The following is a 20434-nucleotide window of genomic DNA, read 5'->3' on the forward strand; positions in this document are numbered from 1 at the left end:
CCCCGAGACGTTGCGGAGAAGATCTACGACATCATCCAGCGCTTCGGCGAATATGGATTCAATAAGTCCCATAGCACGGCCTACGGGTACATCGCCTACCAGACGGCGTACCTCAAGGCACATTACCCCATCCACTATTTCGCAGCCATGCTTACCACCGAGGTGGGCGATACCGACAAACTCGTCAAGTACATCGGGGAATGCCGGGAATCGGGCATAGAGATCCTGCCTCCCGATGTCAACGCGAGCGAGAGCGACTTCATCATCGTCGATTCAAAGATCCGCTACGGGCTTTCCGGCGTCAGAAACGTGGGCGAGGCGGCCATAGAGAGCATCATCCAGGCGCGCGAGGAAGCGGGAGGATTCAAATCCTTCGTGCACTTTTGCAGTGTCATCGATTCCCGCAAGGTCAATAAGAAGGTCATCGAAAGCCTCGCCACGGCAGGCTGCTTCGACAGCCTTGGATTGAAGAGATCGCAGGTCCTGCACCTCGCCCAGGAAATGCTCGACAAACTGACAAAGCGGGACACAAAGAACAATCTCAACCAGGGCAGTATATTCGGGGAGTCAGAGATCGCCGAGACGACAGTCTCTTTCGACGTCCCCATCATGGACGAACTTTCTCACGACGAGATCCTCCTTGGCGAGAAGGAGTCCCTCGGCTTCTATTTCAGCAAACATCCCCTGAAACCCTACGAGAGCCTCATAACCGAGCTTACCCCCTACGACAGCCAGAGCCTGAAGGAGACAGACACGTCTGAGGACGTCAGCATCGCGGGTATCGTGAGCACCTTGAAGGAGATAACGACCAAGCGGGGCGACAGGATGGCATACGTCACTCTCGAGGACACAAAGGGCATCGTGGAGGTCATCTGCTTCCCCGACCTCTATGGCAAGAACCACTTTGTCATCCAGAGCGGAAAGCCCCTCATGGTGACAGGGTCGCTCGAAAGGTCGGAGGACGGCGGCGCGAGGATAAAAGGGAAGTCCGTGACCCTCCTCGAGACATTAACGGGGGAACTCCTGAAGACCGTCAGGATTCGGATACATTGCGAGGTCATCAGGAAAGAAGACCTGAGGGTATTGAAAGATATCCTCTTCAGCGTCAGGGGCAGGTCGGCCGTGCTTCTCGAGTTTCAGCTCAACGGAGAAAGGCAGTCCCTCCCCCTCACAAGCATCAGGATCGATCCCAGGAGAAAAGACGTCATTCTTAAGCACTTCAAGAAAGGCATGGACGTAGAGGTTATTGATGAGATACTACCTTGATTTCGAAAAGAAACTTGAACCGCTGGAAAGAAGGATCTTTGAGATAGAGCGGTTCTACGATGAAAACGACCCGTACTACGCAAAAGAACTGGTCACTCTGCGCAAGAAGATCGCCAAGATCGAGAAGGACACGTACTCCGATCTATCGAACTGGCAGCGCTCCCAGCTTTCGCGTCACCTGAACCGCCCGCACACCCTCGATTACGTCCACGGTCTCTTCACCGACTTCGTGGAACTCCATGGCGACAGGAAATTCAAGGACGACCCTGCGCTCGTGGCCGGCTTTGCCCGCTTCGAAGGTGTGAATGTGGCCGTTGTGGGCCACCAGAAAGGCAAGGACGTCCGGGAAATGGCCCACAGAAATTTCGGCATGGCCCATCCAGACGGCTACAGGAAGGCGATGCGCGTCATGGACATGGCGGCGAGATGGGGCAAGCCCGTCATCACCTTCATCGATACACCGGGGGCATATCCTGGCGTGGGAGCGGAGGAGCGGGGGCAGGCGGAGGCGATAGCGTCGAGCATCTATTTCATGTTCTCCCTTGGCGTCCCCACCATCTCCATCGTCATCGGCGAAGGCGGCAGCGGCGGGGCGCTCGGCATCGGCGTGGGCAACAGGGTTCTCATGCTCGAGAACGCAACCTATTCCGTCATATCCCCCGAAGGCTGCGCGGCCATCCTCTGGAGGGACGGGACCAAGGGACCGCTGGCTGCGGACGCCCTGAAACCCACAGCCCGGGACCTTCTAAAGCTCAAGGTTGCCGACGAGATCATCGGTGAACCCTTCGGCGGCGCTCACAGGGACTGGCAGAAGACCTTCGACAACACACGCGGCGTGCTCGACAGGAATCTCAAGGAGCTCATGGAAGTTGATCCCGAAGCATTGAAACAGATGCGCTACGACAAGTTTCGCAACATGGGTGTATTCCAGGAGAAACGATGAAAACAATAACCATGGACATAACCAACGCGCTTTCTGAGGCGGTCGGTGCCAACGGCATCGATGCTGCGGAGTTCGCGAATACCCTCGCGAAGATAAGTGATTATTATGCAAAGCTTCTCGCGAACCCCTTCGCCTTCATGACACTGCCCTCGACACGGTTCCAGTTCGACGAGATGCAGGTGCTTGCAGACAAGGCCGCCGCAATGGACATCAAAAACCTCGTCCTCCTCGGGATAGGCGGTTCCTCATTGGGGACCCAGACAATATTCGACGCCCTCCTCCACCCTTTTCACAATCAGGAGGAGCGTTTCCGGGACGGAAGGCCGCGGTATTTCATCCTCGACAACATCGACCCCCACAAGATGGCCGCCATCATCGAGACCATCATCCCCGATATCGACCGTACCTTCCTCGTCGTCATCAGCAAATCCGGCGAAACCCCGGAGACGATCTCCCAGTTCATGCTCTTCAACGAACTGATGCGGAAATCGGCTGGTTACCAGCAGCGGATAGTCCTCATTACCGATAAGGAAAAGGGCCTTCTCAACAGGATAGCAGGCAAGGAAGGCTACGCCGTCCTCAACCTTCCCGAAGGCGTGGGCGGCAGGTTCTCCGTCCTTACCCCTGTCGGGCTCTTCCCTTCCGCGCTCATGGGCCTCGATATCAAGAAGCTGTCCGCCGGCGCCGCGGGCATGGCCGCCCACACGGTCCGGTACGACGGCGAAGAGAACATGGCCTTCGTCCTCGCCGCCATCCTCTATCTCATGGACAGGAACGCAAAGAAGATACACGTCATCATGCCCTACAGCGAAAGACTCGCCGGCTTCGCCGACTGGTTCCGGCAACTCGAAGGCGAAAGCCTCGGTAAAAAGGGGCTCGGGCCGACACCCACGAAATCGCTGGGCGTCACCGACCAGCATTCCCAGCTTCAGCTCTACGTGGACGGCCCCAGGGACAAGTGTATCATCCTCTTCTACAGCGCCACGCAGGAAGTCCCCATTCCCGCAAGCTTCGACTATTTGGAGGACGTGCAGTATCTGGCCAACAAGGATATGAAATCCCTCTTCCACGCCGAATTTCAGGGCACGCGCCTGTCCCTGACCGAGGCACAGACCCCGAACATCTCCCTCATCCTCGACGAGGTAAGCGACTACAACCTGGGCGCCCTCTTCTACCTCTTCGAGATGGTCACGGCCATCATGGGCCACCTACTCGGAGTTAACGCCTTCGACCAGCCCGGCGTCGAGCAGGGCAAGATATACACAAAGGCAATGATGGGCAAAAAGGGGCTCGAAAGGGAACGGGAACACACAGAGGCGCTCCTTCTGCGGCGAGCGAAAACGATAGTTTTTTAGGGCGCTTCTATCCTCGATTGTCATACCGGCGAAAGCCGGGATCCAGGAAAGTCCGAGGCGCCAGCGCCGGTCCCGCGGAAACACTCTTTTGGTCGACCTTTCAAGCCTGCCCCAACTTCAATTCAGCACCCGGGATAGAACGACGAGCAGGTGCACATATCCTCTTCATCTCCCGGGTCATTTTCCACGGCGGCTGTTTCCATCGGGCTCGTGCCACCCCGCACGATTGCATCGTTGTCCGCATCATTGCCACGCAAAAAACCGCTATCCAGCCCGCCCGTCTCCGTGCAGCTTTTCAGGGCATTCTCAACCGAAGAAAAGGGAGCCCCCCAAAACTTCATGATAAATTTGTCTATATCCATTTTGTCATTGAAATCGGGCATGAAACCCTTCATCGATTCGAACACTTCCTTCATTTTGATATAGCCAAACTGGGTATATGGTGTTTTGCACTCGACGAGGTCGGTCTGAACACCGGCGGAGCTGAGCAGATCGTTTACGAACATGGAGCATTGACGGTCGGTGCTGTCAGCGGAAGTGGCTGCAAGTATTTGATAGTTCGGTGGATCCTTGATGGCCTTGTCGATACCGGCAGCAATCTCATTATACTGCTCTCCGGTCACCTCAAAGGTCATCTTCGCCTGGTAGTCTTCCGCCTTCAACCGCCAGCTATCATTGACGACCCTTCCGGGTTGCGTCGTGGTTGGCCTTCCCACGGGCTCGAAGCCGTATACTTCAGTTGAACTGTCCCCAAGTTGAATAAAAGAATGATTGTACGTATGCGTCTTCAGGGATTCCGTCGTGGGAACCCTCACATATACTGTAACCTTTGGCATCATACACCTCCCCCGATTCAATTATCATCTTTTGTTCCCAGAGGTCCCTTTAAAACCATCCCAATCCCTTTAGCCGATACGATATAGGCGCGGTTCCTATCAAAAAGCCAAGCACCAGAGAGAACAAGAAAAGTACCGATATCACGGCCCCGGTTCGCTCGGACCGGAATACTTCCGATAGGACAAAGCGGTTCGTGAGATATGAGGCTGTCAGCGGCACCATTGTCAACAGATAAACGATAAGGAATTCCGTCATGTGGAACGCTATCAGGCAGCTCAGACTCGTCAGGGATGAAAGCAGTACGAATTGAAGAAATGTCGCTTTTCTGAAACACAGAAACGTGATCGCCAGTGTTGCAAAAAGCCCTGTCCAGGCACACCGGGGGTCGAGGGAGGTGACCCAGAATAACAGCATGAAAGACGAGACGATTACGGTAACAACAGCCCTCCCGTTATGAATGAGGCCCCTCATTCTCTCCGGGGCTTTTTGAACAGGCGTCAGGAGCCTGTAAAAGAAACTCGTGTTGTCATTTATACGAAACAACCCTATCACAACGAGCAGCAGCAGGGACAGGTCAAGCAGCAACAGGAAGTTCAGGTAACATTTAAACAGACTCATCGGGGACCCTCCGTCGTATCTCTTATCTCATGTATTCCTTCGCTCCCTTGTCCCGGCATACTGATAATCGCTCATGGCTAGAACCAATCCAACCCCCTTCAGACGCCGTGAAATGGGCCAGGTCACAACCCTCAATTCCCGAGCGCACGCAGTGCGTCCGAGGCAACCCCGCTGAATCAACTTTTTGCTTATTCTATTAGGGGGGGTAAAAGGAGAAGTAGAAAAAACTGCAGGTCTGCCATATTAAGGGACGGAACCCGTCTATTTCTGCCAATCGTTTTCTGGACAGTAGTCCGGGGAGCCGAGGATACCACAGCAAAGCCTTACAACAACACCAACCCTGATTTCCTGTCCCCTGACACCGCCTCTTTCACTTCACCCTTTCAAACTTGACCTTGACGATCCTCCGCCCGTCTATGTCGACGACAGTGAAACGATAGCGGGCGTAATAGATGGCCTCACCGCCCTTGGCGAGGCCCTGGAGCTGTGTGGTTATGAAGCCGCCTAAGGTTTCGTAATCGGGGGATTCAGGGAGGTCGAGGTCGAGGCGGTTGTTGAGGTCGCGGATGGAGTAGGATGCATCGATAAGGTAGGAGCCATCACGGTTGCGTTCGATCTTGTCCTCGACGTCCGTTTCGTCCATGATCTCACCGAATATCTCCTCCATGATGTCTTCGAGGGTGACGATGCCCACGGCGGTGCCATATTCGTCGATGACCACTGCCAGGTGGCGGCGCGTGCGCTGCATCTGCTTCAACAGGATACTTATCTCCATCGTGGCCGGGACAAAGAAGGGGCGCTTCATGAGTTTTTCAGGCTCGAAGGACTCCTTGGTCTTCCAGATGTGGCGTGAGACGTCCTTCTGATAGATGAAACCGATCACATTGTCGAGGGTCTCCCGGTACACAGGGTACCGGGAGAATTCGTTGCCGATTATGTAATCGAGCATTTTCTCCCTGTCGTCATCGGCATCCACGGCGTAGACATTGGGGCGGGGGACCATGACCTCCCGCACGGAGCGGTCGCTGAAATGGAAGACCCTGTTGATGAGTTCCTCTTCGGTCTTGTCGAAGACGCCCCTTCGCCTTCCCTCCTCGAGAAGGATCTTTATCTCCCCCTCGCCGACGTGTTCCTCTCCCTTGCTGATACCCAGGGTCTTGACGAAAAAGAGGGTCGTCACGGAAAGAAAGTTCACGAAGATGGAGAAGAGGCGCGATACGAGATTGAAGAAGGGCAGAACCGCGAGAGCGGCCTTCTCCCTGTAGTTGAGGCCGATGTATTTCGGGACAAGCTCCCCGAAGACAATGAAGAGATACGTGAGGATGACCACAACGACGGCAAGGGAGACGGACTCCGAGAAGGGCCTCAGGAACTCAACCCTCTCGATGAAGGGCATGAGGTATTTTGCCGCCATGATCCCGCCGATGGCCGAGGCGAGGGTGCCGAAAAGGGTGATGCCTATCTGTACCGTCGACAGGAAACGCTCCGGGTTCTCCTTCATCTGCAGGAGCATCTCCGTCCTGCGGTCTTTTCGTTTCTTTAAGAGCTCTTTTATCTTGCTCGTACGGGATGAAACGATTGCCGTCTCGGTGGCCGAAAAGAGACCATTGAGGATGAGCAGTACGACGATGATGACTATGTCAACAAGCGGATCGCCCATTAATCCCTGACGCGCTCCTTCACCTGGTGCATGAATGCCTCGAGCCTCGTCAGGATGTTCGTCGAACCCTGCCCATCGTAGGCGATATTGATGACCGGCAGGTCATGGTTCTTCTGGATGAGACGCATGATGGCGCTCGACACGGTGCCCGGCATGCATGTGAAGGGCATGGCGTTAATGATCCCGGCGACTCCCTTATGGGCGAAATCGACGCTCTTGCCGACGGTAAGGACGGCCTCGCCTTCAAAGCTGTCGTGGATATAGGGACTTGCCTTCTCAAGTATGTCCTTTATCTTTGGTTCAGGTCCGTACTTTATGAAGGGCACGAAGATATCCTCCATCAGGTGCTCATCCTTATTCTGGATATACTGGGTTATGATGAAACCGAGAACGCCGAGCAGGGTGTCCCGTTTTTTGCTCTTTCTCTTGCCCGTGTAGTTCACGTAGGAGATCCATTCCGAAACGGGCGCAAGCCATACCACCCCGCCGAGGTCCTCCACTGCCCTGATGAGCTGGGAGTTACTGAACTTGTTCGAACGTATATAGATCTCACCGACAAGCCCTATCGTCGGTCTCTTCTCCTGGCGGCGCTCTATGGCCCTGAACTTCCCAAGGACCTCCTTGAGCACCACGTCAATGTCCTGCCCACCCCTCTCTATGCACCGGGTGACCTGAGCCAGCGCGTCCGCATACGCCCGGTCCGTTTCTCCGGGGGTCTTCTCATAGGGGCGCGTCTCGTGAAGTATCTTGGTCAGAAGGTCTGCCGCGACGACCGCCCTCCAGCCAAGGCGGGTAAATTTTCCTCCCACGATGTCGAGTTCCTTGTAGAACCGGTGGTCCTGGTTGGGCGCATAAATGGGAACATTGGTAAAACCGGCCTCGTCGAGGATCATCCTGTGAAAACGGTTGTACTGGCCAAAGCGGCATGGGCCTTCACCGGAAGGCATGAAAAAGGCACTCTGCGCCCGGTCGAAACCTTCGCTGCGGGCCGTTCGCAACATATCGCCCGTCGTGAGTATGCAGGGATAGCATTCCTTCCCCGATGTGAATTTCCGGCCCACCAGCACCGTCTCTTCGGTGGATTCCTTCATGACCTCCGCGCTGACTCCGCAGGCCCTGAAGGCGGCCGCAAGGGTATGGGAGTGATCGGACATGTAGGGCACAAAGATCTTCCTGCGCCGTCCATCCATTTCAAAGGGTGTGACCTTGTGTTCCACGATCTCTTCATCGAACCTGGCATTATTGATGCTGTCGAGGAATGCCTCGAGTCGCGTGACTACCCCCGCGTCAGCGCTGTGCTCGTCAATCTCAAGGGAAAGATAGGGCTTGTTTCCCATTATCCTCTTGAAAAAGTGAGAAATGAATGAATCGGGGCCGCAACCGAAGCTCGTCACATATATGGCGTAAAGGTTCCTGTTGCCCTTGACGGCCCGCGCAGCCTTGAGTATTCTCTGTCCATAACCCCAGTACATGTGCTCCAGGTCGACGGGGTCCTCGATCATGTCGTTCACGGGGAGCATGTCCATCGGTATCGCGGGGACGCCGAGATTGAGCAATTTTTTGTGGATGTTGAGGTTGGCCCCCGGGTCGGCGCTGTTGTATGGCCGGCCGATAATGACCATGGCTTTCTCGTCCTCCCTCAACGAATAGAGGAAGGCGCCGCCCATCTCGGTCAGACGGCGATAGAAGGAATCCTGCACCAGAAGCGCCGTCTCGAAGGCCTTCTTCACGCTCCGTTTTGACTTCCCGAAGGGCTTGAAGTGCTCTGCAAGATCGGCGAGAACGACCTCGTTCCCTTCCCCGAAACGGATGAGGGGTGTGAGAACCCGGGCCCCTTTTCCCTCGAAATCGATGGATCCTTTGATAGTATAGGGCAGCGACTGCGCATAGGGACAGGCAAAGGAGTTCCTGGCGTGCTTCGAGGGTTTCTTGAGGCTGATGACGCTGGGTATGAAAATGTCCTTGATACCCTTCTGAAGCAGGTTCATCACGTGTCCGTGGGCGAGCTTTATGGGGAAACAGCTCTCCACGATGATGTTCTCCACACCGTCTCTTACGGTCTTCTTGTTCGTCATGTCGGAGACGACGACATCGAAGTCCAGTTCTGAGAGGAAGCTCTTCCAGAACGGCAGGAGTTCGTGCATATGGAGGACCTTCGGTATGCCCATCGTGTGCTTTCCGGCCTTCCTGTCGCAGATCTCGTTGAGTATCTCTTCCCGCATGGAAAAGAGATCGGCCATCTCCTTTCTTTCACCTTTGCGAACCACATCATACTTCTCACACCTGCTTCCATAATAGAGGGCGTTCTCGTTCTCAACAGTCACCTTGCGTATCTCGCAGAGGTTCTCACACCCCTTGCATTCGAAGGTGTCCACGGCATAAGACCTTTTGCTGAGGTCAAAGCCCTTGAACCCGCTTATTTCCCAGGTTTTTTCCTTCATCGCCAGGATGGCGACCCCGATGGCACCCGTTACATCATGATGGGGAGGCACCGTTATCGGCATGCCGAGAACCTTTTCAAAAGCGGCGACCACACCTTTATTGAAGGCCGTGCCGCCCTGGAAGAATATCCGCTTGCCCACTCTCCTGTCTACGACGACCTTGTTGAGGTAGTTCTGGACGATGGAATAGGCAAGCCCGCTGACGATGTCTTCCCTGTCAGCACCTCGCTGCTGCTGATGAATAACGTCGGATTCGATGAAAACGGTGCACCGTTCTCCCATCTTCACGGGTTTTTTCGACCTCAGGGCAAGGGAGCCGAACTCTTCCTTTATCGAAATATCGAGCCTCTCGGCCTGCTCTTCGAGAAAGGAACCCGTACCCGCCGCACAGGCCTTGTTCATCTCGAAATCGACAATCACGCCGTTGTCGATACTTATATACTTGGAGTCCTGTCCGCCTATCTCGAAGACGGTGTCCACGGCGGGGTCGATGTCGATGGCGGCCTGCGCCTGGGCGGTGATCTCGTTGCGGACGATGTCGGCACCCAGGAAGTCGGCGGTGAGGTAGCGGCCGGATCCGGTAGTGCCGGCACCCAGTATCTCCACCATGTCGCCGACCTCTTCCCCTATCTCGGCAAGACCGCGCTTGACGGCCTCGAGGGGCCTGCCCTCGGTCATGAGATATCTCTTGGCGAGAACACTGCGGTCCTCGTCGATGAGGACAAGATTGGTGCTGATGGACCCAACATCGACGCCAAGATACACCTTCGTCCTGCCCGTGACGGGCTTCATGTCGTAGGCCACGCTCATATTCGCGGCGGAAAGGGTAAGCGGCTCGTGGGTTGCCTCGCTCCTTTTTTCGCTCAGGTAGGCATTGAGCCTCTCAAGGCCGGCAAAAGGCACCTTGAGCGAAGGATCCTGAAGGACGGCGTAGACTGCCCCCACAGCCCCGAGGGATGTAAAGTTCTCGGGAACGAAAAACGTCTCCTCCGTTAATCCGAACACGTCTCTGAGGGCACCCCTCATGCCGGCATTGGCGGCCACACCACCGATGAACGCGACAGGCGTCCCCAGATCCTTGCCCTTTGCGATATTGCCCTTGAAATTGCGGGCGAGAGCATAGCACAATCCCGCAACGATCTCGTAATCCGGTGTGGCTATCTGCTGAAGATGGATCATGTCCGATTTTGCGAAGACGGTGCACCGCCCCGCTATCCGGGGAACGTTCTTTGCCTTGAGCGCCACCTCGCTGAATTCCTCTATGCTGAACCTCAACCGCGACGCCTGCTGGTCGAGAAAAGACCCCGTGCCGGCGGCACAGAGCGCGTTCATGGAAAAGTCCTTCACGCGCAGGGGACTGCTCTTTCTCCCGGAAGGCTCGAACACAATGAGTTTTGAATCCTCTCCTCCAATGTCGACAACGCTTCCCGTTGAAGGATAAAGGTGACCCATGGCCCGTGAAATTGCGATGATCTCATTAACAAAGGGAGCACCGATGAGAGAGGCGAAGACCTTCGCGCCCGAGCCCGTCGTGGCGATGAACTCCACCTCGCAGGCCCCCGCTATCTCCTCGATGGCCTCTTTCGCCGCTATGAATGATTTTCCCTTGTGGCGGATATACTGTGACTTGACGATCTTCCCGTTCTCATTGACGATTGCAACGTTCACGCTCACGGAACCTATATCGATACCAACTCTATACATATCGTCTTCCCCCAAATGGTCAACACGCTTTTGATTTTATGGGAATGTTGTGATAAGTATAATACAAAAACCCGGTACCAACAATAAAATGTGCTACCAGACGTGCGTTGGCGGGGTTTTGGCATACACGGGACCATTGTTTTGAAAACACGGGTACATATAATCGTCAGAGGCGTGGTGCAGGGTGTCTTCTTCCGTTACAGCACACAGCGTGAGGCGCAGGGTCTCGGTCTTACGGGATGGGTCAGGAATCTCCCTGACGGCGGTGTCGAGATCGTCTGCGAAGGCGAGGAAGAGGCCGTAGAGAAGCTGGTCCAATGGTCGCGGAAAGGCCCCGGGGGCGCTTTTGTAGAACATACCGACGTCTCCCGGGAAGATCATACCGGTGGGTTCCTTACCTTTGAAATCAGATACTGACCGACATCATTACTATCCCCTCTTTCTGGACGTGAAGGGAAAGGAATGCCTGATCGCAGGCGGCGGGAGTGTCGCCGAGCGAAAAGCGCTCATGCTCCTTAAGTTCAATGCTTCGGTAACCGTCGTCAGCCCCAGGGTCACGAAAAAACTGGCACATCTTGCCGATACGGGGGTAATACGGGTTCACACGCGCAAATACCGCCGGGGAGATCTCGACAAAGCGGCGGTCGTATTTGCCTGCACCAATGACAGGGAGACGAACGCAGCCGTGCGCGAGGATGCCGCGCTGAGGGGCGTCCTTGTCAATGTCGTTGATAAGCCCGAAGAATGCGATTTCATTGTTCCTTCCATCATCAGGAAGGGGGACGTCACCATAGCCATATCCACGTCGGGAGTCCTCCCCATGGCATCGAAAAAGATACGGCAGGCCATTGAAAAGACGGTGACCAAAGACTATGTTGCCTACACCCGTATCATCGGCGCCCTGAGACGGCACCTCATCGATACCATTCCCGACCCCCGCAGGCGCAGGGCCATTATGAAGGATATCGGCGCCATGGACATCAGGGACGTCGTCAAAAGGGGTCTCAAGGGTATGAAGAAGGTCCTCGGCGAAGGCATAGCATGAACATCCACCTCTATCACGTGGCCCTCGGTTTCTATCTTGCTTCGACCTTCGTCTATGCCGTGAGCCTCGCTTCGAACAAACCTCGCTTCGAGAAGCCGGGGTATTATCTTCTCGTCGTCGCTTTCGTGGTCCACTTCGCTTCTGCTGTGGCGCGTTATTTCGAGGCCGGCTACACCCCTATCACGAACGTCTACGAGTCCCTTTCCTTTCTGGCCCTGTGCGTCGCCGGTTTTTTCATCTATATCAGGAGGGTCTATCATGTCCACATGATAGGGAGCATCATCACCCCCCTCGTTTCCCTCATCGTTATCATGTCGCTGAACTTTCCCAGCGAGATACGGCCCCTCATTCCGGCTTTGCAGAGCGCATGGCTTCCCGTCCATACCGTTCTTTCCTTCCTGGGGAATGGCATCTTTGTCTTCGGCTTTTTCATCTCCCTTCTCTATCTCATCATCGAAAAGGAGATCAAGAAAAAGAGAGCCTTCCTCTTTTCGGAAAAATTCCCCTCCCTTGCTACCCTCGACCGCATCAACTACCGGTGCATGTCCCTCGGCTTCCCCTTTCTCACGGCGGGGATAATAACAGGTTCCATCTGGGCAGGTTTCGCATGGGGTTCTTACTGGAGGTGGGACCCGAAGGAAACATGGTCGCTCATCACATGGATCGTCTACGCGATCCTCTTTCATAACAGGCTCGCCCTTGGATGGCGGGGAAGGAAGACGGCTTATATGATGATACTCGGCGTCTTTCTCGTTCTTTTCACCTTCCTCGGGGTCAATTTCCTCCTCAAGGGCATGCATACGTATATGTGATCATGAAAAAACAGGCTATCGGCATACTCGGACTCAACCACAATACGGCCCCCCTGGAGATACGGGAAAGGCTCTACATCAAGGAAGAGTCGATACCCGACCTGTTGAAGAGGATCCGGGAAAAGGGCGTGGCGGAATCGGTCATCATTTCCACCTGCAACAGGACCGAGATCTACTTTTCCGGCGAGGATAAGGACCAGATGATGCACAAGGTCCGCCGTGTGCTTTCCGAGGTCTTCACCGCGCCCGATGAATGGTTCAACCGTTACATGTACAGCTTTTCCGACGAAGAGGCCTTCCGTCACCTCTTCCTCGTCGCCTCGGGCCTCGATTCCATGGTTATGGGCGAACCGGAGATACTCGGCCAGGTAAAGGACGCATACCGCCTTGCCGCTTCCGTAAAGTCGACGGGCTTCTTTCTCAACAAGACATTTCACAAGACCTTCAACGTCGCCAAACGGATAAGGACGGAAACACGGATAGGGTACAATCCCCTGTCCATAAGCTCCATGGCGGTGGAGCTTGCCAGGCACATATTCGGCAGCCTCGAGGAAAAGAAGATACTCGTCATCGGAGCGGGCGAGATGTGCGAGATAGCCCTGAAATATTTCCAGAAAGGAGGGCTTTCCGATATCCTCATTACCAACAGGACCTACCAGAAGGCCCGAAAGCTGGCCGACGAGATCATCGGCGAGGCACGACCCTTCGAGAAACTCTTTGACCTCCTTGCCGAGGTCGACATGGTCCTCGCCTCGACGGGGTCGGAAAAACCCCTCATCGACCCGGCCAGCGTGCAGGCGGTGATGAAGAAACGCAGGAACAGGCCCATATTCTTCATCGATATCGCCGTCCCCCGGGACATCGACCCCGCCGTGAACGACATGGACAACGTCTATCTCTACGACATAGACGACCTCAAGGAGCTTTCCCAGAAGCACCTTTCCAGCAGGGTCAAGGAGTCCGAAAAAGCACAGGTCATCATAGATGACGAGGCGGCGCGGTTCTCCAACTGGCTCAGGAAGGTCGACGTGAATCCCCTCATCGGTCACATAATGAACCGGGCCGAAGAGATCAGGATAAAGGAAATGAAAAGGACCCTTGGCAAGATGGGAGCGAGCGACGACGAGACGGTGAATAACATCGACGGCATGACGAGGGCGATCATGAACAAGCTCGTCCACCCCTACCTGGCGCTGCTCAAGGAGAACGGGGACCCCGCCGTTTTTGACACCCTGAAAAAGCTGTTTCAATTCGAGGAAAACGATGAAAATGACATGGACAGTGGGGACGAGGGGCTCTAAGCTGGCCCTCAGGCAGACACAGATGGTGATAGATGCCATGAGGGACGCGAACCCCGGCCATCAATTCGCGATAAGGACCATCAAAACAACGGGCGATACCGTATGGGACAAACCCCTTGCACAGATCGGGGGGAAAGGCCTCTTCGTCAAAGAGATCGAGGAAGAGCTTGTCTGCGGCGGCATCGACATCGCCGTCCACAGCATGAAAGACCTTCCCGCCGAGCTTGCCGAGGGCCTGGTCATCGGTGCCGTCATGGTCCGCGAGGATCCAAGGGACGCCTTTGTCTCGACACGGTATAAGAGCATAAGCGACCTTCAAAGCGGCTGCCGCGTGGGGACGGGAAGCCTCCGCAGAAGGGCCCAGCTTCAGAGATACCGTGGGGGGATAGACGTGATCCCCCTGAGGGGAAATGTGGACACCCGTATCAGGAAGATGGCCACAGAAAACCTCGACGGCATCATCCTGGCCGTTGCCGGCATGAGACGGCTGGGCCTTGAGACAGCGATCACCCAGATCATCCCGGCGGACATCATGGTCCCCACCGCGGGCCAGGGTGCGATAGGGATCGAGATCCGGGGAGGCGGCGAAGCGGCAGGACTCGTCAAGACGGTCAACCACGAAAGAACATCCCGGGAAGTTGCCATCGAAAGGGCCATCCAGGCGTCAGTGGAGGGGGGATGCAACGTTCCCCTTGGAATCCATGCGCGTATCGAAGAGGACCGCATCGACCTCTCCCTTTCACTGGGAAACGAAGGCGGCGCCATTCTCGTTCATCAAAAGCTCTCGGGGAAAGTCGGCTCGGAGGAGATGCTGGTAACCACCGCCTCAAGTATCCTGCTGAAACACATGGCCACAGGTTATGGATCATAGGCCACTGCTGTCCAAAATAATCCATTAGAAGAGGGGTCTGTCTGTCCGCTCCCGTATAGTTTATTTTCGACAGGTATGGGTGATGAACAAAATATAAATGCCTCCGACAGATGTGCGGAGGCATTTATAAAACATTAGCCGGGATCTGATTAGATTGCGTCCTTAAGAGCTTTTCCTGCTGTGAATTTCGGGACTTTCCGTGAAGGGATCTTGATCTCTTTGCCGGTTCTGGGGTTTCTTCCCTTGCGGGCCTTTCTCTTGGAAACGGAAAAAGTGCCAAAACCAACAAGCGTTACACGTTCATCTTTCTTCAGAGCTGCTTTCACTCCATCAAGAAAAGCTTCCAAGGCCTTGCCGGCAGCGGCTTTGGATATCTTTGACCCTGCTGCCATCTTAGTAATCAATTCTGCCTTTGTCATACATACCCCTCCTTTAGACTATTATTTGACGCTGGTTCCCGAAGCGACCACCGTATAGATAGTTTATACTCCTGTATCTACAAAATATGCAAGATTTTTTTTGGGGATTTGTGAAAAACCCTTCACATTCTGCTTTTCGGCGTAAGTCCCCTATTTACGCCCTTCCATAGTCATCTTCCATCCGTTCGATGTCGTCTTCTCCAAAATAGTCTCCGATCTGTACCTCGATGAAGACAAAATCCTCAAAGCCGATATTATTCACACGGTGCAGAAAAGTGCGGGGGATATCAACGGAACCCTTCCTGCCGAGGGGAATTTCCTTGCGGTCTACGGTCACAATGGCGCTCCCGGCGATGACGAACCAGTGTTCGTCCCTGTGCCTGTGCCTTTGCAGGCTCAGACGGCAACCCGGGTACACGACTATCCTCTTTGCCTTGCAATCAGGCAGATCGGCCAAGATCTCAAAATAGCCCCAGGGCCGGTCGTCTCTCTCAATTGTTCTCTCTGTCATATACCTGGAGTCCTCCATTCCACTCATCTGCCCGTCATTCCTGCTTTAGGCCGGGATCAGGAGACCCGACAGGATATCAAACCCTTGGCTTCATACAGCACGACGTATGCCAAACCAACCCCGGTTTCTTTCTCTCCCCAAGCTTTTCTGGATTCCGGCCTTCGCCGGAATGACGGATACCGGGACGGCAAGAGTCTTCCTATCGTATGGCTACAATATCACACATGAATTGCCGAGACAATGGTTAGGGAGATTTTTTTTGATCATCCGACAGGGATCTCAAGACAACGATCTCTATCCTGCGGTTTCGGGAACGGTTCTCGTCGGTGTCGTTGGGGGCGACGGGATGGTATTCGGCGTAGCCTACCGCCGATATCCTCGGCGGTGAGACATCATGTTTTTCAATGAGGTAGCGCACGACCTCCGTCGCGCGCCTTACCGAAAGCTCCCAGTTGGACTTGAACTCGGGGGTCGCGATGGGAATATCGTCGGTGTGGCCCTCGACGCGCAGGGGATTGTCTATTGACTTTATGACAGTCGCTATCGTGTCCAGCGTCCGTTTGGCACCCGGCTTGAGATCGGCCTTGCCGAGGTCGAAGAAAGCCTCGTCGAGGACCCTGATCACGATGCCCCGCTCGTCGGTGATAACAGATACCTTTTTCTCAAGGGAGTCCGTGCCTGCGAGTTTTTTTATCTCCTCTTCGAGCCTGGCTTTCACGTCCTCTGCGGAACCGGGGGTTTTCAGGGAGACATCGAAGGGAACGTTTCCCGCCGCGTTCCCCTCGGTTACAATACCCGACCCGCCGGTGAAGATCGTCTTCAGATGCCCTGTCACTTCCCTGTATTTCTGCGAATCATGCTTTGAGAACGTGTACATCATGATAAAGAAAGCAAGGAGCAGCGTGATGAGGTCGGCATACGTGATGAGCCAGCGTTCGAGATTCTCGGGCTCCTCCCGTTTCTTCCTCCGTCTCATCGCAACGCCTCCGTGCGCTTGTCGGGAAGCAGAAAGGAAACGAGCTTCATCCGAATCACCCGCGGGTTGTCACCCATGGCGAGCGATATGGCGCCCTCCGTTATGATCTCAAGATAGAGGGCCTCATCCTGGTGCTTGTGTTTGAGCTTGTCCGACAGAGGCAGGTAGATAAGGTTTGCCATGGCGACGCCCCAGAGGGTCGCGATGAATGCGCTTGCGATGGCCGAGGCCATATTCGAGCTGTTTTCCATATTCCCCAGCGCATGGATAAGCCCCAGCACCGTTCCCATAATGCCCAGCGTCGGGGAAAACCCCCCGAGCTTCAGGAAGAAATTCGCCCCCGCCTTGTGACGCTCCTCTATATAGGCCATCTCAATTTCCAGGATCTCCCGTATCTTGTTCGTCTCGAAACCGTCGATGGCCAACTGTATCGCCTTTCTCAGAAAGGGCTCCTCGATGGCGTCGAGGTCCTTCTCAAGACTCAACAGTCCGTTCTTCCGGGCCTTCTGGGAAAGGTCGAAGAGCAGCTCGATGAGCGCAGGGGAGTCCATCTTCTTTTCGAAGAAGGCCACCTTCATGAGGTTGGGGAGATTGGCGAGCTGTTTAACGGAGGTGGTTACCGTTGCCGCGCCGAAGGTGCCGAATATGACAAGTATCATGGCCGGGAGCTGGATCAGCGCGGAGAGATGTCCCCCCTCCATGATGAAGGCGATAAGAACGGAGCCGATTCCGACCACAAGGCCGAGTATGGTTGCAATATCCATAGCTCATTAACTCGCCGTTTCTTTTTTCTGACGCAGGCACTGGCGCTCTTTCAAGAAGACATAATTGATCAGGATGTCCTGATCCTTCTCGTTTATGACCATGAATTTCAGTGCGCATTTGCGCGGGCCTGCATCGTCGCGCTGTTCCACCCTCACCACCTGGCACAGACAGGTGATCTTGGGATAGGGAAAGATGGGGACAATGATCTTGAGTTCCACGAAATCCTCCTCCGTCAGGGACGACTCGCACATGAACCGTACGCCGGCGCCGCTTATGTCCACATCGGTGTTGATGGTGGTGTAATTCTCGCCCGTGGAGGACTTACCCAGGATCTCGATGATCATATCGAGCTTCTTGTTGATCATCTGCATATAGGCATGCATCTGATCGGTCTCATCCCCGGACTCGCAATGGCCTTCCAGAAAGTAAAGCTCATGCAGCTTGTCGATGACCTGTGTCGAGTTGTAGCGGATAGCGTCCTGGAGCCTTAAGAACTCATCACGACTGATGGGGCGGAACTCAAGGGGGATCCTGTCCTTGATCCTGAAGAACTCCCTTCTTTCATCGTCACCGTTCATACCCGTCCCGGACCAAATCGGCAAAGGCCTGCGCTATCGCAGGATCGAACTGGCTGCCGCTGCATCGCGTGATCTCCGAAACGATCTCCCCCATGTCCATCGCCTTGCGGTAGGGCCGGTCGGTGACCATGGCATCGTATGCATCGCAAACGGCGATTATGCGCGAGCAGACAGGGATGTCCTCGCCTGCCAGGCGATCGGGATATCCATTGCCGTCATAGCGCTCATGATGATGCCTGATGATCCTCGCCTCTTTCGCAAGGATCTCGAAGCGGCTCATGATCTCTTCCCCGTAAACAGAATGGCTCTGCATGATGACGTATTCCTCGTCGGAGAGCCGCCCCGGCTTGAGCAGTATGCTGTCGGGAATGCCTATCTTCCCGAGATCATGGACGGGGCAGACGACCCTGATGACATCCCTCTCGTATTCGGTGGCGCCGAGCCGCTCGCCAAGGGCAAGGCTCATGCCCGTGACCCTCTTGCAATGGCCTTCCGTGTAGAGGTCGCGCTTCGTGATGGCGATGATCAGGGATCTCAGGGTGTGGAGGATGTTCTCGAAGAGACTCTCGTAGAGCATCCTGTTCTCGATCTGCGTCGATGCCTTTTCGGCGATGAGGCGAAGAAAGAAGGCATCGCTCTCCAGGGACTTCGACCCCTTGCCGCCGTTGAGCTTCGCCTCCGTCATTATGAACCCGATGGGCTCCCCCTGGATGACGAGGGGAAGGTAGATCCGGTTGTCTTTGACGACGTGCCTGCGGGTGCTGCGCGCCTCCGCCTTGAAATCCTCGGGGATGCTGATGCGTTGCCAGTCCCAGCCGGGCCCCTCGCCGTCCTTCGTGTGCCCCGCATAGAGTATCAATTCATTCGCGTCACCGTCGGGAACGTAATACCCGCATGAGCGGACATCGAGGGTCTCACCCACGATCTGGATCATTTTCTCGTAAACATCCTCGAAGATATTGATGGAATTGAACTTGTTCGATATGTGGTACATGGTGGTCAGTTCTTTTATCTTCTTCTGCAGTTCCCGGTTCAGATGCTCGATCTTCCTCTTGTCACCCAGGTTCTGCATCATGCTCTCGTTCTCGATAAGGAGCCTTCTCTCCCTGAGGACCCTCATCATGACAAGCATGAGCTTGTCAAGTTCGAAAGGCTTGAGAAGAAAGTCCGAGGCGCCCTTCTTCATGGCATCGATGACAAAATTGGGATCATAGTAGCCTGTCGCCATTATGACGGCCGTGGTGGGCTTCGTGACCTTGATGGTATCTATGAGGGTTATGCCGTTGAGATCGGGAAGCTGGACATCGAGAATGACTATCTCGGGATCCTTCCGATCCAGCATCTCGAGGGCTTCCTTTCCGCAGGTCGCCTCGTATATCTCGCAACCGTTGAGACCCAGGAAATCTGCCAGGATATTGATGACCTCGGGGTTGTCATCGACGACGAGTATCCTGGTTCCTTCTAGCATCGCTCATCCCTGTGCCTTCTGGCTCGATTGGACATTCTGTCATTCAATCAGAAGCCTCCCCTTTCTCAGTTTTTCCATATCCCTGATCTCGGCAACGATCTGTTCTGTATCGCTTGCCTGTCTTCCGTTTACGGGTTCGTCCCTGCTCTCCGATTCTTCAGGCATCTTCCCGCGCCGATACCTTTCCATCTCATCGTAAAAGCTCTGAAGGGTTTGAACGAGCTTTGCATTGAGCTTTTTCAGCATCACCTTGTCACGGACGTTCTTGACCACCACCTGGAGTTCCTCCATCCTGAAGGGCTTGACGATATAATCGAATGCGCCGATCCGTACCGCTTCGACGGCGCTGTCCATGGAGGCGTAACCGGTGATGATAATGAACTCGGTTTCCTGGTTGTCTTTTCTGATGGTCTTTATCAGCTCCATGCCGGATATCTCCGGCATGTTGAGGTCTGTAACGATCAGGTCATAAGGATCCTTGAGGTGCCTTTCAAGGGCTTCCCTGCCGTTGGCTGCGCCTTCTGCATAATGGCCCTCTCCTCCCAGGTACTCCTCGAGGATCTCTCTGAGTTCCTTGTTATCGTCAACAACGAGAATGCGGAAGGATTCATCATTTTTCATTATGTCTTTTCAACTTTTCGGTCACTTGTTCGCCGATCCGGTCATAAAGCATTTTCTTCATTCCTTCCCGTGAGATATTCACTTCATCCTCGCGGTGCTCCATGTCCTGTTCCTTACCAGCCCTGTTCATCCGGACCTTCATGTTCTTCATGTAGGTCTTTATGACACTGCTTATCTGGTAATCCGAGATCGTCATCTGCTTCTCCCTGTAACCTTATCGGCCCAAAGAAAAGATGACTTAAG

General features: G+C 54.7%; 20 protein-coding genes. 8 read left to right on the forward strand and 12 right to left on the reverse strand.

All coding sequences use genetic code 11. The features are described from left to right. The 3 genes from PHC90_05100 to PHC90_05110 all read left to right on the forward strand — a co-directional run. A partial coding sequence (locus PHC90_05100) for an OB-fold nucleic acid binding domain-containing protein (GenBank protein MDD3845721.1) occupies positions 1 to 1266 on the forward strand: 1266 nt, incomplete at its 5' end. Further along, positions 1250 to 2209 carry an acetyl-CoA carboxylase carboxyltransferase subunit alpha gene (locus PHC90_05105; protein ID MDD3845722.1) on the forward strand — a complete coding sequence of 320 codons (960 nt, stop codon included), beginning with the start codon at positions 1250 to 1252 and terminating at the stop codon, positions 2207 to 2209. The genes PHC90_05100 and PHC90_05105, both read left to right, overlap by 17 nt. Continuing rightward, positions 2206 to 3564, forward strand: a complete 1359-nt coding sequence (locus tag PHC90_05110) for a hypothetical protein (protein ID MDD3845723.1) — start codon at positions 2206 to 2208, stop codon at positions 3562 to 3564. Before PHC90_05105 ends, PHC90_05110 begins: the two co-directional genes overlap by 4 nt. 122 nt (positions 3565 to 3686) lie before the next feature. Here PHC90_05110 and PHC90_05115 read toward each other — a convergent pair whose 3' ends face one another. The 4 genes from PHC90_05115 to PHC90_05130 all read right to left on the reverse strand — a co-directional run bounded on the left by PHC90_05115 (position 3687) and on the right by PHC90_05130 (position 10824). Then, positions 3687 to 4403, reverse strand: a complete 717-nt coding sequence (locus tag PHC90_05115) for a hypothetical protein (protein ID MDD3845724.1) — start codon at positions 4401 to 4403, stop codon at positions 3687 to 3689. A 46-nt stretch (positions 4404 to 4449) separates the two neighbouring features. Continuing rightward, positions 4450 to 5019, reverse strand: a complete 570-nt coding sequence (locus tag PHC90_05120) for a hypothetical protein (GenBank protein ID MDD3845725.1) — start codon at positions 5017 to 5019, stop codon at positions 4450 to 4452. 370 nt (positions 5020 to 5389) lie between these two features. Beyond that, positions 5390 to 6679, reverse strand: coding sequence for a hemolysin family protein (locus PHC90_05125; GenBank protein MDD3845726.1), 1290 nt, complete (start codon positions 6677 to 6679; stop codon positions 5390 to 5392). Beyond that, positions 6679 to 10824 (reverse strand): acyl-CoA dehydratase activase, encoded by a 4146-nt coding sequence (locus PHC90_05130; GenBank protein MDD3845727.1) that lies wholly within the window; start codon positions 10822 to 10824, stop codon positions 6679 to 6681. The genes PHC90_05125 and PHC90_05130 overlap by 1 nt, the downstream gene beginning before the upstream one ends. 141 nt (positions 10825 to 10965) lie before the next feature. Between PHC90_05130 and PHC90_05135 the strand changes: the two genes are divergently transcribed. Genes PHC90_05135 through hemC form a run of 5 tightly spaced genes read left to right on the forward strand, consistent with a single transcriptional unit; the run spans position 10966 to position 14853 of the window. Further along, positions 10966 to 11241, forward strand: a complete 276-nt coding sequence (locus PHC90_05135; protein MDD3845728.1) for an acylphosphatase — start codon at positions 10966 to 10968, stop codon at positions 11239 to 11241. Further along, positions 11225 to 11869: a bifunctional precorrin-2 dehydrogenase/sirohydrochlorin ferrochelatase gene (locus PHC90_05140; protein ID MDD3845729.1), complete on the forward strand. Its 645-nt coding sequence runs from the start codon at positions 11225 to 11227 to the stop codon at positions 11867 to 11869. Before PHC90_05135 ends, PHC90_05140 begins: the two co-directional genes overlap by 17 nt. After that, the gene (gene ccsB / locus PHC90_05145; protein ID MDD3845730.1) at positions 11866 to 12681 is read left to right on the forward strand and encodes a c-type cytochrome biogenesis protein CcsB; all 816 of its coding nucleotides are present in this window, start codon (positions 11866 to 11868) and stop codon (positions 12679 to 12681) included. The genes PHC90_05140 and ccsB overlap by 4 nt, the downstream gene beginning before the upstream one ends. Before the next feature lie 2 nt (positions 12682 to 12683). After that, a complete protein-coding gene (gene hemA, locus PHC90_05150) occupies positions 12684 to 13982 on the forward strand; it encodes a glutamyl-tRNA reductase (protein MDD3845731.1) in 1299 nt (432 codons plus the stop codon). Continuing rightward, positions 13945 to 14853, forward strand: coding sequence for a hydroxymethylbilane synthase (hemC, locus tag PHC90_05155; protein MDD3845732.1), 909 nt, complete (start codon positions 13945 to 13947; stop codon positions 14851 to 14853). The genes hemA and hemC overlap by 38 nt, the downstream gene beginning before the upstream one ends. A 149-nt stretch (positions 14854 to 15002) precedes the next feature. Here hemC and PHC90_05160 read toward each other — a convergent pair whose 3' ends face one another. The 8 genes from PHC90_05160 to PHC90_05195 form a co-directional block, all read right to left on the reverse strand. Further along, the gene (locus PHC90_05160; GenBank protein MDD3845733.1) at positions 15003 to 15272 is read right to left on the reverse strand and encodes an HU family DNA-binding protein; all 270 of its coding nucleotides are present in this window, start codon (positions 15270 to 15272) and stop codon (positions 15003 to 15005) included. 154 nt (positions 15273 to 15426) lie between these two features. Beyond that, entirely contained in the window at positions 15427 to 15783 is a 357-nt protein-coding gene (locus PHC90_05165; GenBank protein ID MDD3845734.1) for a phosphomannose isomerase type II C-terminal cupin domain, read from the reverse strand. Between the two features lie 244 nt (positions 15784 to 16027). Next, entirely contained in the window at positions 16028 to 16759 is a 732-nt protein-coding gene (locus PHC90_05170) for an OmpA family protein (protein MDD3845735.1), read from the reverse strand. Next, on the reverse strand, positions 16756 to 17523 hold the full coding sequence (locus PHC90_05175) for a flagellar motor protein (GenBank protein ID MDD3845736.1): 768 nt from the start codon (positions 17521 to 17523) through the stop codon (positions 16756 to 16758). The genes PHC90_05170 and PHC90_05175 overlap by 4 nt, the downstream gene beginning before the upstream one ends. A 6-nt stretch (positions 17524 to 17529) precedes the next feature. After that, the gene (locus PHC90_05180) at positions 17530 to 18102 is read right to left on the reverse strand and encodes a PilZ domain-containing protein (GenBank protein ID MDD3845737.1); all 573 of its coding nucleotides are present in this window, start codon (positions 18100 to 18102) and stop codon (positions 17530 to 17532) included. Further along, a complete protein-coding gene (locus PHC90_05185) occupies positions 18092 to 19570 on the reverse strand; it encodes a response regulator (protein ID MDD3845738.1) in 1479 nt (492 codons plus the stop codon). The genes PHC90_05180 and PHC90_05185 overlap by 11 nt, the downstream gene beginning before the upstream one ends. 39 nt (positions 19571 to 19609) lie before the next feature. Continuing rightward, complete coding sequence (locus tag PHC90_05190; protein MDD3845739.1) at positions 19610 to 20191, reverse strand: response regulator; 582 nt, start codon at positions 20189 to 20191, stop codon at positions 19610 to 19612. Next, the gene (locus PHC90_05195; protein ID MDD3845740.1) at positions 20181 to 20387 is read right to left on the reverse strand and encodes a hypothetical protein; all 207 of its coding nucleotides are present in this window, start codon (positions 20385 to 20387) and stop codon (positions 20181 to 20183) included. Before PHC90_05195 ends, PHC90_05190 begins: the two co-directional genes overlap by 11 nt. Positions 20388 to 20434 lie beyond the last annotated feature (47 nt).

The organism is Syntrophorhabdaceae bacterium (assembly GCA_028698615.1).
Taxonomy (GTDB): Bacteria; Desulfobacterota; Syntrophorhabdia; order Syntrophorhabdales; family Syntrophorhabdaceae; genus Delta-02.